Raw genomic sequence first — 17,094 nt, 5'->3', positions numbered from 1 at the left:
AAATTTCTAAAAAATCATCGAGTAGTTAATAGGGCCTCAATAAATTCAAAACTGTTAAAAGGTCTTAAATCTCTAATTTGCTCCCCAGCCCCAATAAATCTAACAGGAAGTTTTGCTTCTGATGCAACAGCCATAGCAACACCTCCTCTAGAAGACCCATCAAGTTTTGTAAGTATTACTCCTGTTAATTCAGCTGAATCAGCAAAAGCCAGAGCCTGCCTAAGACCATTTTGTCCTTGACTAGAATCAAGAACTAATAACGATTCAACGTTTGCTGAAGGAGCAAGTTTATCAATTATTTTTCTAATTTTTTTTAGTTCTTCCATTAAATTATTTTTCGTTTGTAATCTTCCTGCAGTATCAACCAACAACAAATCTATATTTTTTGATTTACTTGCACCGATAGCATCAAACACTACTGATGCTGGATCGGCATTCTTAGATTCGTTAGCAATAACTTCAACCCCTGTTCTCTTGCCCCAAACCTTCACTTGTTGAACAGCTGCAGCTCTAAAAGTATCTGCAGCGGCAATGATTGCAGAAAAACCACTTCTTTTTGCAACACTAGCCAATTTCCCAAGAGTCGTTGTCTTACCAACTCCATTAACACCTACTAGCATCCAAATATTTAAAGAGCCTTTTTTTGGGGAAAGTAGCTTAACACCACTATCTTTTATTGGCTTTTCAAGAATGTTGACTAATTGTTCTTTTAAAAAACGCAGACCCTCAGAAGCATCGACAACTTCCTCATTTAACTTTGTTCTTAATGAATTTAAAATTTGATCAGTAGCAGAAACTCCTGCATCTGCTCTCAGCAATAGTGTTTCTAAGTCATCAAGAACATCAGGCGTAAGTGGATCATCACCTAATTTATCTAATAAATCAGTAACAAAACCTTTACGAGTTTTTTCTAATCCTTGTTTTAACCTACTGAGCCAGTCAATTTCGTCTAATGAAAATTGATCAATTTTTTTACCTTGTGCAGCTAAAATCTCAGCTGACCATGTAAAAGTATCATCAAAATTACCAAGTTGAGGTTCATCGTCTTCGTTTGATTCATGAATAGTTTGTAATTTATTGTCAACTGAAATGCTTAATATAGAATCTTCATTTTTATCATTCAATATTTCGTTTTCTTTAATTTCTTTTTTACGTAAATCTTTCTCATCTTTTTGCTTTTGCTTAAGTTGCAAATAAGCTTGTTTCGCCCAATCTAAAGAATCATCATCAGATAAATAAGTATCACTTTGATTCGTATAAGCAGAATTATTTTGATCCTGAGAAAAATCGTCTTTCATTTCTAATTGAATTTTAAGGTAGAGTTTTGAAGTTTTCGTAAAACTCCATTAATCATTCTGCGTCCTTGCTCATCGCTATAACGATTAGCCAAATTTACTGCTTCATTACAAGTAACAGCAGTAGGAGTATTAAAGTCGAGTAAATCAACCAATGCCAATCTCAAAATATCTCTATCAATTCTAGGTAATCTATTTAATCGCCAACCCTCCATAACGTTATCCAATTTATTATCGATCTCATCTTGCTTTTCAATGACTAAATTAACACGTTGCAGAGCTAAATCACGTATTTGCTTTTGGTCAACTAATGCTAATAATCTTGGCAATTCAATACTTTCAGATAAACTGTTAAGAATATTTTCTGAATCAATCAAACAAGTTCTTAAGTAATTGCGTGATTTTTTCAAATATCCAGCATCTTCTTGCAATTCGCTATCCAATAATTCCTGATTTGCTTTTTCTAATTTTGAAGCGCAACAATCTAATTGTTCTCTCCAATGTTGGGTTAAAGATTCAATCGCTTTACTGAGTAAACTTTCGAAATTAATTTTATTAATATCTTTTTTATTAATTTGTCCTAAAAGTAAAAGAGCTAATTCTCTGGAAACTGATTTTAATTGCATAACTATGACACAAAAATACTCTACGAGGATGAAGCTCTTAACTGAGAAAATAAACTAGAAAAAGAAGTATTTGTAGAATTATTTCTATCATCAGGATTTACGATTCCAGCAGAAATAATTGTTCTAAATGCATCTTCAACAGATATATCTAAATCCTTAACAGAGCCCTCTGGTACTAAGGTATACCAACCTGTTGTAGGATTTGGTGCTGTAGGTATAAAAACACTTAATAGAGGTTTATCTGGTTCAGTTTGCAGAGATGGTCCAACAATACCAGTAACAAAACCTACACTGAATAAACCTTCACGAGGATATTCAACTAGCACAACTCTACGAAATCTTGTTGAGTTATCTCTGAGGAAAGTTTCTAAAAGTTGTTTAAGAGTTTTATAAACAGATCCCGCAAGCGGTATACGAGAAAGTGTTCCTTCCCCAAACTCAAGCAACCATCTCCCTACAAAGTTTCTGGCCATAAGACCTATCAATAAAATACCTAGGAGTGGAACGGTTAAACCAAGCGCAAGATTAATAAGATCTTGCAATAGTGGATTAAGAGTAATAAAAGGATTTAATTGTTTTGGTATCGAAGTTAATATTGCCAGAACAAAGCGGCTGACAATTGTAGACAACCAAATAGTGGTAGCTAGTGGAATAACCACCAACAGACCAGCTATAAGGTCATTTTTAAGATCCTGCTGAAGCCTTGAGCCAAGAGTCAGGTCTTCCTTTGGAGAGGACTGCACCAAATAAAGAGAGTCCGAAAAATGTATATATATACAATCTAACCAAAATCAGTGCTTTATTTAAATAATTTAAGCTATTAATAGTAATAAAACATTAATAGAAAGACTTTGAAGGGCCAAATAAAGATGGAATTGACTATTGAACCTTTTAAGTAAAGGAAAAAATTTTTCATGAAAAGCTGCTTGTGAACTTAAAGGAATCGATTACTCTCACAAAAAAAATTAAAGAAGAAGCTTTTAAAGAAGGCTTTGACGCAGTAGGGATTGCAAAAGTTCCAGGATCTTCAAGAATCAGTCTTCGAACCGCTGCTTTAGAAAGATGGCTTCAAGCTGGACATCAAGGAAAAATGGAATGGATGAAAAACCCAAAAAGAAAAAATATTGAAAACATGCTCGAAGGTGTACAAAGTATTCTTGCTGTTGGACTTAATTACTACGTAGATACCGACAGAGCTCCTAAAGACATATCAATTGCACGATATGGTTGGGGAAAGGATTATCATAAGATAATCGCAAAAAAATTAAAAAGAATTGCACTATTTTTAGAAAGGGAAAGACCTACCTCTAAATGGAAAATATGTATCGATACAAGCCCATTTTTAGATAAAGCTTGGGCCGAAGAAGCTGGAATTGGATGGATAGGAAAACATAGCAATATAATTAACTCTAAAATTGGGTCATGGATGTTTATAGGTCATCTTTTATCTACTGAGAAATTGGAGGCTGACGAACCCTCAAAACCAATATGTGGTGAATGTGAACAATGTATAGTTGCATGCCCAACGCAAGCAATAGAAGAACCATTTGTTGTGAACGCAAATAAATGTTTGGCGTATCACACGTTAGAAAACAGAGACAGAGAATTACCAGAAAATATAATCAATAAAATGGGTAACTGGATTGCTGGTTGTGATATATGTCAAGAAGTATGTCCATGGAATCAAAAAAACATCCCAAACACATCTGAACCGGATCTTCAACCATCTGAATGGATATTAAACATAAATAAAAAAGATGCATTATCTTGGAGTGATTCAAAATGGAAAGAGAATTTAAACAAATCAGCATTAAAACGAATTAAACCATGGATGTGGCGCAGAAATATAAATTCAATATCAGATAATCAATAAAAATGAAAAAACAATACTTTCCAAAAATTAATCAATTTCTAATGTGTTTAGTTCTATTTGAAATTTGTGTTTCGACTAGTTCTTCAAATGCGTTTTTTCCCAAAATTAACGAGCCGAATACACAAGAATTAGAATCTACATCCATAAAAATTGGGAAAACAGCTATACAACTAATCCAATTTGGACAAAACCATGAAGCAATTAAACTATTAAAACTAGCAGTTAAATTAAATCCTAAGGAAAATGACCTTTGGACAAGTCTTGCAGAAGCTCAATTTAGAGTAAATAAAAAGTATCAAGCGATATCATCATTAAGTAAAGCTATACAAATAAACCCAAAAGAACAGAGTATATATTTTAGAAAAGGTTCTATATATATGGACTTGAATGAACCACAAAAAGCTAAATTTGCTATAAAAAAAGGCTTATTAATTAATGAAAAAAATGAAAGAGGTTATTTTCAATTAGGTAATACTGAAATAATGTTAAATAATTATAAATCAGCCCTAATTGCGTTTAAAAGATCCTCAAGAATTAATTCCAATTTTTGGCAATCAATTAATAATGAAGGTCTTGTTTTATATGAATTGAATGATTTAAAAGAAGCTATATTAAAATTTAAGTCAGCATTAAAGATTAGCAATGATGCTGAGCCAATGTTAGCTTTAGCAGTAGCATTATTTGCCTCAGATAATAAATCTTATGAATCATTTATCTTAGCAAAAAAAGCTTTAGAATTTAATCCTAAATATGTTTCACAAGAATATCAAACTCAGCAATTATGGGGTAAGAAATTACAAAAATCTGCACAACTTTTGTTTCAAATGCAAGAAATGAAAAAAGTAGTTAAAACAGCCAAAGAAAAAAGTCAATAAATTAATGTTTAACAAAAAACTGGTTTTTAACAGATTAGTTAGTAGCCTAAATAAAGAAATTTAGGCCTCTTACAAACTCAGAGATGGCCAAGGAACGCCTGAAACCTATATCGTTGCACCAAGAAATGCAGCGTTCTTATCTCGAATACGCAATGAGCGTAATCGTTGGAAGAGCATTGCCAGACGCTAGAGATGGATTGAAGCCAGTTCAAAGAAGAATTCTTTTTGCAATGCACGAATTAGGGCTCACGCCAGATAGACCTTACAGAAAATGTGCTCGTGTTGTGGGAGATGTTCTTGGTAAATATCATCCACATGGAGATCAAGCTGTTTACGATGCGCTTGTAAGACAAGTACAAATTTTTAGTTCAAGATATCCAATTCTTGATGGCCATGGAAACTTTGGATCAATTGATGACGATCCACCAGCTGCAATGAGATATACAGAAACTCGATTAGCACCAATATCTAACGATGCAATTTTAAGTGAAATAGATCAAGAAACTGTTGATTTTTCCCCAAATTTTGACGGCTCTCAGCAAGAGCCAGATGTTTTGCCAGCTCAACTACCTTTCCTTCTTTTAAATGGAAGTGCTGGAATAGCTGTTGGAATGGCAACTAGTATTCCTCCTCATAATTTGAACGAAGTAGTGGAAGCTCTAATATCAATTATAAAAAAACCCTCCTTAAGCGAAGAAAAATTATTAGAACTCATCCCTGGACCCGACTTTCCAACAGGCGGAGAAATACTAATAAGTAATGGAATAAAAGAAACTTACACAAAAGGAAGAGGAAGTATCACGATGAGAGGAATAGCTCATATTGAGGAAATTAACCCAGGCAAAGGTAAGCATAAAAGAAGTGGAATTATTATTACCGAATTGCCATATCAACTAAACAAAGCTAATTGGATAGAAAAATTAGCTGACTTAGTAAATAATGGAAAAATTAATGGAATAGCTGATATTAGAGATGAAAGTGATAGGGATGGAATGAGAATTCTTGTAGAAATAAAAAGAGATTCAGATCCAAAAAAAATTCTAGATTTTTTATATCAAAAAACGTCTCTGCAAAATAATTTCGGTGCTATTTTACTTGCATTAGTTGATGGTCAACCCGTACAACTTACATTGCGAAAATTATTAGAAAATTTCATTGAATTTCGAGAAAATACTATTTTACTAAGAAGTAATTATCTATTGAAAAATATTAAAAATAGACAAGAAATAGTTGAAGCTCTAATCCAAGCTATAAATAATCTTAGAGAAATAATAGATTTAATTGAACAATCAAAAGATACAGCTGAAGCTAAAAATAATTTAATTAATAAATTAAATATAAATGAAAGACAAGCTGATGGAATCTTAGGAATGCCTTTAAAAAAAATTACAAGTCTTGAAAAAAATTCATTAAAAAGAGAAATACAAGATTTAAAAAATAAAAGAGATGATCTTGAATCAATTATTAACGATAGAGAAAAATTATTAAAAGTCATGATTAAGGAATTAAAAGAACTTAAAAAAAGATTTGGAGGTACTCGAAAAACAAAGTTAATAGAAGGTGGAGATGCACTTATTGCAGAACGACTTGCAAATCAAAGACCAAATAAAGAACTTCAAAGAATAAATGCTATAAAAGAGTTACCAAAAGACTCTGAAATTATTGTTCAATCAAATAATGAAATAAAAATAATACCATCAATAACAATAAAAAAATTAAAATTAAAAGAAAGTAATCATGAAAGAAAGGATATTTTACCTTCAAAGCTAATATGGCCTATTAAAAATGAACCAAAGATCTTAGCTGTAAGTCAATTAGGTAAAATAGGATTACTTAAATGGGAATTCGCCGGACAAAAACCTGGTCCTTTAGAACAGTTTTTACCAGCAGGTTTAGAAAATGATGAAATAATCAATCTTATTCCATTACCAGAAAAAAAATATATAAGTTTAGGATTAATTAGTAGTGATGGAAAATTTAAAAGAGTTTCATTTAGTGAAATTACCGATATTTCTAATAGATCAACAACAGTTTTAAAATTAAAAGATAATATTAAACTTAAATCTTGTCTTCTTTGTAAAGAAAATAGCTATATATATTTAATAAGTGATATTGGCAGAATTATCAAAACAAAAATAACTGAAAAATTTTTCCCATGTATGGGCAAATTAGCTCAAGGAACAAATATAATTAAACTATTCCCAGGCGAAAATATAATTGAAGCTATAAATATTCAAGAACAACAAATTAAAGACCTGATTTTAATAACTAATAAAGGATCTTTCATAAAACATAATTCCAAAGATATAAAAACATCTCAGAAAGGAGCGTTGGGAACAATGGGAATCAATTTTAAAGATAATAAAAAAATTAATGATAGAGTAATTGCTTGTTTTATAAATAATAAATACGTTTATATTAAAACTAATAAAGATAGATATGAAAAATTAGATAAAAATCAAATTGATAATAGTTTATACAAAAAAGAAAAAAAATTAAATTTAGATTTAGATGATAATGAATTTATAAAATCTACTTTTTCGATGATAATACCAGAGAGAGCTTAAGATAAAGAGGTTTTTTCAACCCAATTTAAATATTCATCAGTAACAGTTCCCGTAACATATTTTCCTGTAAAACAAGATAAATCTAATTCTTTAATATGAGAATCATTAATGATAGCTTTAGTAAGATCGTCTACTTCTTGATAAATCATTTTATCAATCAATAAATTATCTTCTATTTGATTGATATCTCTGTTATAAGCAATCAATTCATTTCTACTTGGCATATTAATTCCATAAACATGTGGATATCTAATTGGTGGGGCAGCAGATGTAAAAGTAACTTTATTAGCACCTGCACTTCTTGCCATTTGAACTATTTGTTGAGATGTTGTTCCTCTAACAACAGAGTCATCAACTATCAAAACATTTTTATTTTTAAATTCAGTACTCATTGCATTTAACTTCTGCCGAACAGATCGTTTTCTTAAGGATTGACCAGGCATTATAAATGTTCTACCAACATAACGATTCTTAAAAAAGCCCTCCCTATATTCAATTCCTAGCTGTCTTGCTACTTGCATTGCAGCAGGTCTAGAGGAGTCAGGTATTGGCATTACTACATCAACATCACCAAGTGAAATTTGTTTTTTGATAGTTTCTGCTAACAAATCTCCCATTCTTAATCTTGACTCATAAACAGAAATACCATTCATTATTGAGTCAGGTCTCGCTAGATAAACATATTCAAATGAACAAGGAAATAATTGAGGATGGTTTGAACATTGTTTAGAAAAAAACTCGCCCTCAGAGGTAATAAAAATCGCCTCTCCTGGTTTAACATCTCTGACAATTTGATAATCATTATTTTCAATTACTAATGATTCACTAGCGATCACCCATTCTGGTTTGTTATTTTGTTTTAGTCTTTTACCAATTACTAAAGGTCGTATCCCAAAAGGATCTCTAAAAGCTAAAAGACCATGACCTGCAATTAGAGCAATAGAAGCATATGAACCCTCTACTCTTGCATGAAGCCTATGTACAGCTGTAAAAAGATCATCTGGATCTATATCTTTATCTTTTATTGCACTGTTTAGCTCTGTTGCTAAAACATTTAATAGCATTTCAGTATCGCTGGACGTATTTGTATGCCTTCTATCTACTTTAAAAAGTTCTTTTTCTAACTCTCTTGTATTAGTTAGATTGCCATTATGAACAAGAATTATCCCATAAGGTGCGTTTACATAAAAGGGTTGCGCCTCCTCTTCTCGATGAGCAGCCCCTTTAGTAGCATATCGAACATGTCCTAATCCAACCTTTCCAATCAAACCTCTCATATCTCTAGTTCTATAAGCTTCTCTTACTTGACCTTTAGATTTATTGATATGAAAAACACTTCGATCCATTGTTGCTATTCCAGTAGAGTCTTGACCTCTATGCTGTAGCAGCAATAAACTATCGTATATTTGTTGATTACATTGATCTGTTGAAACAACACCTACAATTCCACACATAATTATATTCCTTGGTTAAGTAAAATACGCTTAATTTGAAAATTATAATTCATAAAGATATTATTTAGTTATTTTTTTAGATATAGTATTTTTATATGCATCTTCCAAGCTAGGAATATCAACATCTATAATCAAATTATTATCTTGATAAACTAATAATTTGTTTTGATTATTTACAGTCCCTAAATTACATATTGAAAAACTATTAGTTTGTTCTAATGAAATCTTTTCATAATATTTTTTTAATTCTAAGCTTTGATCAACTGAACAACTAATTAAAACTCTTCCTCCTCCTTCAGCAAAAAGGAGACGATCTAACCTTGCTTCGCTTGAAGGGATAACAATATTTGCTCCTAGCCCAGAAGAAATACAACATTCAGCTAAAGCTACTGCTAATCCTCCATCACCTAAATCATGAGCTGAATTAATCATACATTTTTTAATTATATTTCTTAAGAATAAATGAACTTGTTTCTCTAAATTTAAATCTATTTCTGGCGGCCTTCCTGTTTTCAAACCATGTATATACTCTAAAAAAGATGAAGCAGATAATGAAATTCTATTATCTTGATTGTTATTAATTTCTAAAGGTAATCCTAACATCAATATTTGATCACCTTCTTTAATCCAAGATTTTTTACAAACTTTATTAATATCTTCTATCAATCCAACCATACCAATTACAGGCGTTGGATGTATTGGAATAACAGTATTATTTGATTGTTTTGTATCATTATATAAAGAGACATTGCCTCCAGTAACAGGTGTGTTTAATTCTTTACATGCATTAGTTATGCCTTCGCAAGACATTGATAATTGCCAAAATCCCACAGGTTTTTCAGGGGAAGAAAAATTTAAATTATTAGTAATCGCGATAGGTTCAGCTCCTACACAACTTAAATTTCTAGCTGCTTCTGCAACAGCAGCAATACTTCCACGTTTAGGATCTAAATACACCCACCTATCATTACAATCTACAACGGATGCTATTCCTCTATTTTGATTTGATTTAGTTTTAAAATCATTTTGAGGTCTAATTCTTATAACGGCTGCATCAGCTTCTCCAGGAGCAACAACTGTATTAGATTGAACTTGATAATCGTATTGTTTATATATCCAATTTTTTGATGCTATTGATGGAGTACTTAATAAGTTTATAAGAATATTATTCCAACTAATAAATAAATTATTATTTATTTTAATAATTCCATCTTTTAAATTTTTAGGTAATACATCTTCAGTCCATTTCCAATGATCTTTTAAATATTCAGGAGTTGAATTGATTAATAAATGTTCCTCTACAGGTGTATCATCAGCAAGTGCAGATGCTGGTAAATTTGCTACAATTTGTCCTTTATGTAAGACTTTTACAACCTTTTCTTTTAAAACTTTTCCGACGACTTCAACATATAATCCCCATCTCATAAATAATTTTCTCAGTTCTTCTTCCGAGCCAGGTTTAACAACAAATAACATTCGTTCTTGAGATTCAGATAACAAGAATTCATAGGCAGTCATTCCCTTTTCTCGTGCTGGAACAAGATCTAGGTTCAATTCAATTCCTACATCACCTTTTGAAGCCATTTCAGAACAACTACAAGTAAGTCCTGCAGCTCCCATATCCTGAGCAGCAATTACATATCCTGTTTTAAATGCCTCTAAACAAGCTTCTATTAATCCCTTTTCAAGAAAAGGATCACCAACTTGGACAGCAGGTCGATCATCTATAGAAGTTTTCGAAAGTTCGGAACTAGCAAAACTTGCTCCACCCATTCCATCTCTACCAGTTGTATTTCCTACATAAAGAACTGGAAAATCTATACCACTAGCCCCTGAACAAACTATTTCATCTGTTTCCATCAATCCCAATGCCATTGCATTAACTAAAGGATTACCTGAATAACTACTATCAAATCCTACTTCTCCTCCAATAGTTGGAACACCTACACAATTCCCATAATGAGCAATTCCTGCTACTACACCTTCTAGTAAACTAATATTTTTTTCATCTTCTAAAAGGCCAAATCTTAAAGCATTTAATAATGCTATTGGTCTTGCTCCCATAGTAAAAATATCCCTCAAAATTCCACCTACACCTGTTGCTGCACCTTGGAAGGGCTCTACAGCAGATGGATGATTATGACTCTCAATTTTAAAAACTAATTTTTGGCCACAACCAATATCTACAACTCCTGCATTTTCTCCAGGACCTACAAGGATTCGAGGACCAGTTGTAGGAAAGTTTTTTAATAAAGGACGGGAATTCCGATAACAACAATGTTCAGACCACATAACACCAAACATGCCTAATTCGTTTCTGTTAGGTGGTCGCTTAAGTCTTCTACAGATTTCCACATAATCAGATTCTTTTAACCCCTCTTGAATTAGAGACGAAAAGACATCGTATTCAACAAAAAAATTTGATGAATTGATTAATTCTTGAAAATCATTTTTCTCTAAAAATGTCATTAATTAAATCCAAGGATCAAGATCTCTCTCATTAGGTAAATCTTTATTTCTTTGTCGTTTATTCATTGTATTAAATTCTTCTAAACTATCTATATCTAAATTATCTATCCAGTCGTCATATGAATCCTGATCATTCTGAGTTTTATAAGAATCTTTAATAGATTCTTTAGTATTCTCACTAATTTGATCATCAATCCATCCCTCCAGTCTATCAGAAGCGTTATAAGTCAAATCTTGAAATTGAGTTTTCCATTTTCTACTCTTACTAAGAAATTCTTCTTTTATACTTGCTTTCTGTATTGGTAAATCTTCAAATGTATCAATATCGCATGAGATAGAACCAGGTTGTTTATCGATAATTTGAGATATAGATAAACGCCATCTACTTGTTCCTGGTATCAGAGGATTTGTTCGACTAACTAAATAATATTGTATTTTTCCATTTTTAAGTTCAAAAAAACAATCAGCTATTAATCCTAATTTTTGACCACTTCTATTAAAAACATTAGCATTTATTAAAGTAGGAAAACGTTCTAAAGTTTGATCATCAGAAATTGAATAAGCTCCTTTTAAAAATACTTCTTGCTGATTTAATCCTTTTACTTGATCTAACCTCCAAACATGTCTTTCTAATCTCATATTAGAGGGACGGCTTATTAATCCCAATATGCGATGTACAGGAGGATGCATCCATGGGTTAACTACTGGACCATGATCGATTCCTTTATCACACCGAACATTATGTTTTAATAAATCACTTAATAGTAACTTAGTAGGAATAGCCAAAATTAATTTCTAATTTGTATAGGCATTACTAAGTAAATAAAATTAACATCACTATTAACAGGTGAAAAAACAGCAGGTGTTGTGGGTGCATTACAACTTAACTTAATAAGATTTGAATCTATAACTTTAAGTCCATCTAATAAATATCTAACATTAAATGCTATTTGAAATGATTCACCTTTAAAAGACACAGGTAAAGACTCAAAACAAGTTCCTATATCTTGAGCATCAGTACTTATTTTAATTAATTTAGCATCGCTGTCAGTAGTTAATTTGATAACATTATTGTGTTGATCAGCTAAAACAGCAACTCTTTCTAAGGAGGCAATAAATTCTTTTCTATCAAACTCTAATACATTAGAAAAAGTTTCTGGTAATAATTGAGAATAATTTGGATAAGAACCCTCTAAAGTCCGAATAGTTATAATTTCATCAACAGATATAAAAACTACTTGCCCTTTGTCAATAAAAAAATTAATTGGTTGACTAATATCACAAGTACTTAAAAACTTTTCAACCTCTCTTAAAGATTTAGAAGGTAATGTAATAGAAAATTTATCAACATCTAAAGTATTATTTATATCTTTTGATTCATATACAATATTATTTAAGTTTAAAACTGCTAATCGATGACCATCTGTAGCTGCTGATTCAATACCATACCCATCAAAAGTAAGATTAATACCTGTAAGTAATTGCTTAGCATCATCAGTACTACTTGCAAATAAAGTAGATTTAATTGCATTAGATAATAATAAAGGATTTAGTTTAAGTGATGTTCCATTTTCCACCAAAGGTAAATCAGGAAAATCATCTGCAAGCATACCTCTTACCTGATATGTACCACTTTTACTTGTTAATTCGACTTGTTGACTATTTTCATCAGATGTTAAAACTAATGGAGAATCATTAGATAATTTAGAAATAATTTCACCAAATAACTTAGCAGGTAAAGTAATAGCCCCACTTTTTTCTATGAAAGCTGATATTGAAGTTTGTATTCCTAAACTTAAATCAAAGCCAGTTAAGCGAAGCTTTCCTGTAACTTCATCAGCTGCCAATAATACATTTGCTAGGACAGGGTGTGTCGGTCGATTGGAAACGGCTCTACTTACTAACTGAAGAGCAGTATTCAATTCAGTTTGTGAGCAATTTAACTTCATTCCGTTATTTCAAAAAATATCTACTGATATAAGAATTTCATAGCTATTTCAAAAAAGCAATACCGTTAAAAAAAACAAAATTTATCATTCCTATTATTCTTTTACTTTCTTTATATGAAAATAAATAGCAGTAGTAGGCTTTGTGGTTTTTGTGGTTTTTTAAAAAATCTTTGACACCAACAGTGATCTTCGATTATTTAACTGTGGATAAAAGCTTTTTTTGGTGGATAAAAAGATACTTATCCACTCTTTAGGCTATCTGTGGAAAAATAAAAAATAGAAACTAATGGTTTTTCATGCTTTTTCCACAATATAACTAATTAGATATCATCGAAATTAACAGACAGTTTTTTAGTTGGATATTTAAATGTTTTCAAAACCCCATCTTTTTTGCTATTGAATTGATTTCCGCTTCTACACCTGTATGAAAAATTGAATCATTGTTATTAATTGCGCAATCAGGGTCTTTTAGGCCGTTCCCAGTTAAAACACAAACAATAATTGAATTTTTTGGAACATCAGTTTTAATCTTTAATAAACCTGCTACGGAAGCTGCGCTAGCAGGTTCGCAAAAGATTCCTTCTTCTTTTCCAAGAATTTTATATGCATCTATTATTTCTGAGTCTGTAACTGATGAGAATTTACCATTGCTAGATTCTCTTGCTATGAGCGCTTTTTCTTTATTAACAGGATTTCCAATTCTAATCGCAGTGGCAATAGTTTCTGGATTCTTTATTCGCTGACCTTCAACTAAGGGAGCAGAACCCCTTGCTTGAAACCCCATCATTCGAGGAAGTTTTTTCGATTTATTTGCATGAAAATATTCTTGAAATCCCATCCAGTAGGCACTTATATTACCTGCATTGCCCATTGGAATACATAGCCAATCAGGAGCATTTCCAAGATTTTCTATTATTTCAAAAGCTGCTGTTTTTTGACCTTGTAATCTATAAGGATTTAAAGAATTAACTAGTGTTATTGGATATTTTTCCGATAACTCTCTAACAATATCTAATGCTTTATCAAAATTTCCTTTAATAGCTAATACTTCTGCTCCATAAACTAACGCTTGAGCTAATTTTCCTTGAGCTACGTATCCGTCTGGAATGATAACGAAAGACTTCATTCCTCCTTTACTGGCGTAAGCAGCTGCAGATGCTGATGTATTACCTGTACTTGCGCAAATTACAGCTTCGCAACCTTCTTCTTTTGCTTTACTGATCGCCATTGTCATTCCTCTATCTTTAAATGACCCTGTTGGATTAAGACCGTCATATTTCACATATACTTTTACTCCTTTTCCTATGCGATTAGCTATTGACTTGACTTCTATTAGAGGAGTTGCACCTTCTTTTAAAGTGATGATGGGAGTTTTATTTGATACTGGTAGCCATGGTTTGTAAGCTTCTATAAGCCCATCCCAATTATTTTTTTTTGGGCTAGAAGAGAATAGTTGCTTTAGCTTTTTAGTAATTGCCACTTATTCAATAAATAATCTTTAACAATCTAAGTGCTAGAGCTTCCATCTTTTAGCTTTTGAAAAGGAGAATTGGAGTAGAAATCGATTAACTCTTTTAATGATTCTACTTTTTCAAGTGCTTTGTTCAATGCGTTTAGATCTATAGCAATATTTTTATTTGGATATTCTTTGAAAAAATCTATAAGATTCATTCTCTCATTATTTTTATAAGAGCTTAATATAATTGCAGATCTTATAGCTTTTGTACTTGTTTTTTTATTTGATATTTTGTTCGTATAAATAATTTTAGATAATCTGCTTAAAAATACTTCACCTATTTTACTATTCATTAATTTACTACTTGTTTTTAATGGAATTTTTATTTTATAAGATAAAAAATTATGAAGATCTTTATCATTTAGGTTTGTAATTTTCATTAAATTTTCTAACTTTTGACTGATTTCTTTTGTTGTATTAAATTTACTCAACTCCTCTATATTTATTGACCTACTAAAAGTTCCTTTGTATAGAAAAAGCTTTTCCGCACTTTTTGCACTTGGATAAAAAAATAAAACTAGTAACAATATTATATTTGAGTAATTTAAATTCATTTATTGTTCTACACCGGCTGCAACTTTAACTAATCTGATTAATCCTTTTTCAGAAGTTTTTTTCATTAACCCATAACCCATTTTGTAAGTATCTTTGGTTATTAAAATTTTTGGTAATTTTTTTAATATTATTTTTCTTTTGAATCCAGGCTTTATTTTTGATTTGTTAAATAATTTACTAATTGAAGATAGATTAATAACTTTTTTTGTATTAATCTTTGAAGATTTTTCTATTGTCTTTGAACGTATTTTTGATGGAAGTTTATCATTCAATTTTATTACTGTTTTCCATCCAATAGAATCAATTTTTGAAGCTAAAATATTTACTAATTCGTTTCTAAGAATAAGACCTTTTTTAGAAAACAAAAAATTAATCGTTTGGTCTACAATTTTTTCACTATCTAATTGTTTTTCTTTAGTAGCACTTTTTAAAAGATCATCTAATCTTTCTAACTTTAGATTGTTTTCATCAAAAAGCATCTCTTTTAAACTATTTCTCAGTTCTGGGTTTTCATCTTCCATGAGTCTTCTTGCAAAATAAGGATATGCTGCTCCTAATATTTTGAAATCTGGATCAACACTAAGTGCTATTCCTTCTAAAGTAATCAAAGATCTAATTATTAGTGCATAATAAGGTGGTAATTTAAAAGGAAATTTATACATTATACTAGACATATCATCTGTTACAGCCTTGAAATCCATTTTATTGACTCCTATCTCTAAAGCAGTACTAAAAACGCTTTCAAAAGCTGGCGCAATGGGTGTTAAATCAACTTCTTCAGAGAGAAAGCCTAGTTGAACAAAATCATACGAAAGCTTATCAAATCTTTTATTTACAAGGTGAACAACAGCTCTAATTAATCCAATTCTAGATTGTTGTGTAATATCACTCATCATACCAAAGTCTAAATAACATAAACGACCATCATCCATAGCTAAGATGTTTCCTGGATGCGGATCAGCGTGAAAAAAACCATGTTCAATTAATTGCTGAAGACTGCAACTTACACCTATTTTTACCATCTCATTTGGATTAATTCCTAAATTTTTGACAGCGTCTATGTTTGTTAATTTTGTGCCATCTATCCATTCCATTGTTAGCACTCTTCTACTTGTAGCCTCTCTATAAATTTTTGGGACTGCAATTTTTTTATTGGCGCTATGAAGCTTCTTAAATTTTTCTGCATTTTTAGCTTCATTAATGTAATCCATTTCCTCAAATATTCTTTTGCCCAGTTCATCTATTAAAGCCACTAAATCACTTCTAATAATCCCAATATTATTCTTAAACCATATAGCTATATTTCTCACTATGTATAGATCTAAAGTTATTTGTTCTCTTAAGCCTGGTCTTTGAATCTTAACAGCAACTTTTTCTCCATTTTTGAGTGTTGCTTTATGTACTTGTCCTAAAGATGCTGCCGAAATTGGTTCCCTATCTATTTCTTGAAAAATGTTTTCTATTTTGTCTTCTAAATCTTGTTCAATGCATGCCATAGCCAGTTTACTTTCAAAACCTGGTAGTTGATCTTGAAGCTGTGCTAGTTCTTCTAAAACTGTTGGAGGAACAATATCTGGTCTGGTAGATAGTGCTTGTCCTGCTTTTATAAATGCTGGTCCTAAATCAACAAGCAGTTGGGTAAATTCTTTGGCTCTAAAAGTTTTTCTCTCGTTTTTTTCTAAGGAACCAATTAACTTTTCCCATCCAACGCCAAGTAAAAACAATCCAATGGGTAATAGTGTCTGCCAAAGCCTGCGAAGTAGACGAATTGGATTTTTTTTGTAGATTGAGTCAATAGCCACCGGGTCATACTCAAGTAGACCTGAGGCTTCAATAAAATCGCTGAGTTCTTCGGCCATTTTGGTATGGCGATGTTCTTACATCCCTTCTAGTTCATTTTACGCCTAATTTGCGT

The 17,094-nt window shown here is 31.3% G+C and carries 13 protein-coding genes; 3 read left to right on the top strand and 10 right to left on the bottom strand.

Annotation, left to right across the window (positions count from 1 at the left end; translation table 11 throughout):
• Nucleotides 1–14: 14 nt before the first annotated feature.
• Genes ftsY through O5639_RS07525 form a run of 3 tightly spaced genes read right to left on the bottom strand, consistent with a single transcriptional unit; the run spans nt 15 to nt 2,667 of the window.
• A complete protein-coding gene (gene ftsY / locus O5639_RS07535) occupies nt 15–1,298 on the bottom strand; it encodes a signal recognition particle-docking protein FtsY (RefSeq protein ID WP_269623933.1) in 1,284 nt (427 codons plus the stop codon).
• A gap of 2 nt (nt 1,299–1,300) precedes the next feature.
• Nucleotides 1,301–1,921: a transcription antitermination factor NusB gene (gene nusB / locus O5639_RS07530; RefSeq protein WP_269623932.1), complete on the bottom strand. Its 621-nt coding sequence runs from the start codon at nt 1,919–1,921 to the stop codon at nt 1,301–1,303.
• Nucleotides 1,922–1,941: 20 nt separating this feature from the next.
• Entirely contained in the window at nt 1,942–2,667 is a 726-nt protein-coding gene (locus O5639_RS07525; protein WP_269623931.1) for a DUF502 domain-containing protein, read from the bottom strand.
• A 182-nt stretch (nt 2,668–2,849) separates the two neighbouring features.
• Here O5639_RS07525 and queG point away from each other — a divergent pair, with 182 nt between their 5' ends.
• From queG to O5639_RS07510, 3 genes are all read left to right on the top strand, one after another.
• On the top strand, nt 2,850–3,794 hold the full coding sequence (queG, locus tag O5639_RS07520; protein WP_269623930.1) for a tRNA epoxyqueuosine(34) reductase QueG: 945 nt from the start codon (nt 2,850–2,852) through the stop codon (nt 3,792–3,794).
• Between the two features lie 2 nt (nt 3,795–3,796).
• Complete coding sequence (locus O5639_RS07515) at nt 3,797–4,669, top strand: tetratricopeptide repeat protein (protein ID WP_269623929.1); 873 nt, start codon at nt 3,797–3,799, stop codon at nt 4,667–4,669.
• A gap of 83 nt (nt 4,670–4,752) precedes the next feature.
• The gene (locus O5639_RS07510; RefSeq protein WP_269623928.1) at nt 4,753–7,236 is read left to right on the top strand and encodes a DNA gyrase/topoisomerase IV subunit A; all 2,484 of its coding nucleotides are present in this window, start codon (nt 4,753–4,755) and stop codon (nt 7,234–7,236) included.
• Here the strand turns inward: O5639_RS07510 and purF are convergent.
• The 7 genes from purF to O5639_RS07475 all read right to left on the bottom strand — a co-directional run bounded on the left by purF (nt 7,233) and on the right by O5639_RS07475 (nt 17,038).
• Nucleotides 7,233–8,690, bottom strand: a complete 1,458-nt coding sequence (gene purF, locus O5639_RS07505; protein ID WP_269623927.1) for an amidophosphoribosyltransferase — start codon at nt 8,688–8,690, stop codon at nt 7,233–7,235. The two genes, O5639_RS07510 and purF, sit on opposite strands and share 4 nt — an antisense overlap.
• Nucleotides 8,691–8,750: 60 nt before the next feature.
• Nucleotides 8,751–11,159, bottom strand: a complete 2,409-nt coding sequence (gene purL / locus O5639_RS07500; RefSeq protein WP_269623926.1) for a phosphoribosylformylglycinamidine synthase subunit PurL — start codon at nt 11,157–11,159, stop codon at nt 8,751–8,753.
• A gap of 3 nt (nt 11,160–11,162) precedes the next feature.
• Nucleotides 11,163–11,945, bottom strand: a complete 783-nt coding sequence (locus O5639_RS07495) for a PRC-barrel domain-containing protein (protein WP_269623925.1) — start codon at nt 11,943–11,945, stop codon at nt 11,163–11,165.
• Between the two features lie 2 nt (nt 11,946–11,947).
• Nucleotides 11,948–13,108 (bottom strand): DNA polymerase III subunit beta, encoded by a 1,161-nt coding sequence (gene dnaN, locus O5639_RS07490; protein ID WP_269623924.1) that lies wholly within the window; start codon nt 13,106–13,108, stop codon nt 11,948–11,950.
• Nucleotides 13,109–13,481: 373 nt separating this feature from the next.
• On the bottom strand, nt 13,482–14,588 hold the full coding sequence (gene thrC / locus O5639_RS07485) for a threonine synthase (RefSeq protein WP_269623923.1): 1,107 nt from the start codon (nt 14,586–14,588) through the stop codon (nt 13,482–13,484).
• Between the two features lie 26 nt (nt 14,589–14,614).
• Entirely contained in the window at nt 14,615–15,178 is a 564-nt protein-coding gene (locus O5639_RS07480; RefSeq protein ID WP_269623922.1) for an alpha/beta hydrolase, read from the bottom strand.
• The gene (locus O5639_RS07475; RefSeq protein WP_269623921.1) at nt 15,179–17,038 is read right to left on the bottom strand and encodes an ABC1 kinase family protein; all 1,860 of its coding nucleotides are present in this window, start codon (nt 17,036–17,038) and stop codon (nt 15,179–15,181) included.
• Nucleotides 17,039–17,094: the final 56 nt, after the last annotated feature.

This window comes from Prochlorococcus marinus str. MIT 1214, from assembly GCF_027359355.1.
In the GTDB taxonomy this organism is placed as follows: Bacteria; Cyanobacteriota; Cyanobacteriia; order PCC-6307; family Cyanobiaceae; genus Prochlorococcus_B; species Prochlorococcus_B marinus_F.
The sequence above is the reverse complement of the archived record's forward strand: the minus strand, read 5'-3'. Positions and strand labels throughout refer to the sequence as shown.

What these genes read in the sequence shown, in the direction of transcription:
- purF (WP_269623927.1), bottom strand. Translation starts at nt 8,690, where the DNA reads ATGTGTGGAATTGTAGGTGTTGTTTCAACAGATCAATGTAATCAACAA.
- O5639_RS07475 (WP_269623921.1), bottom strand. Translation starts at nt 17,038, where the DNA reads ATGGCCGAAGAACTCAGCGATTTTATTGAAGCCTCAGGTCTACTTGAG.
- dnaN (WP_269623924.1), bottom strand. Translation starts at nt 13,108, where the DNA reads ATGAAGTTAAATTGCTCACAAACTGAATTGAATACTGCTCTTCAGTTA.
- nusB (WP_269623932.1), bottom strand. Translation starts at nt 1,921, where the DNA reads ATGCAATTAAAATCAGTTTCCAGAGAATTAGCTCTTTTACTTTTAGGA.
- O5639_RS07515 (WP_269623929.1), top strand. Translation starts at nt 3,797, where the DNA reads ATGAAAAAACAATACTTTCCAAAAATTAATCAATTTCTAATGTGTTTA.
- purL (WP_269623926.1), bottom strand. Translation starts at nt 11,159, where the DNA reads ATGACATTTTTAGAGAAAAATGATTTTCAAGAATTAATCAATTCATCA.
- O5639_RS07480 (WP_269623922.1), bottom strand. Translation starts at nt 15,178, where the DNA reads ATGAATTTAAATTACTCAAATATAATATTGTTACTAGTTTTATTTTTT.
- O5639_RS07510 (WP_269623928.1), top strand. Translation starts at nt 4,753, where the DNA reads ATGGCCAAGGAACGCCTGAAACCTATATCGTTGCACCAAGAAATGCAG.
- ftsY (WP_269623933.1), bottom strand. Translation starts at nt 1,298, where the DNA reads ATGAAAGACGATTTTTCTCAGGATCAAAATAATTCTGCTTATACGAAT.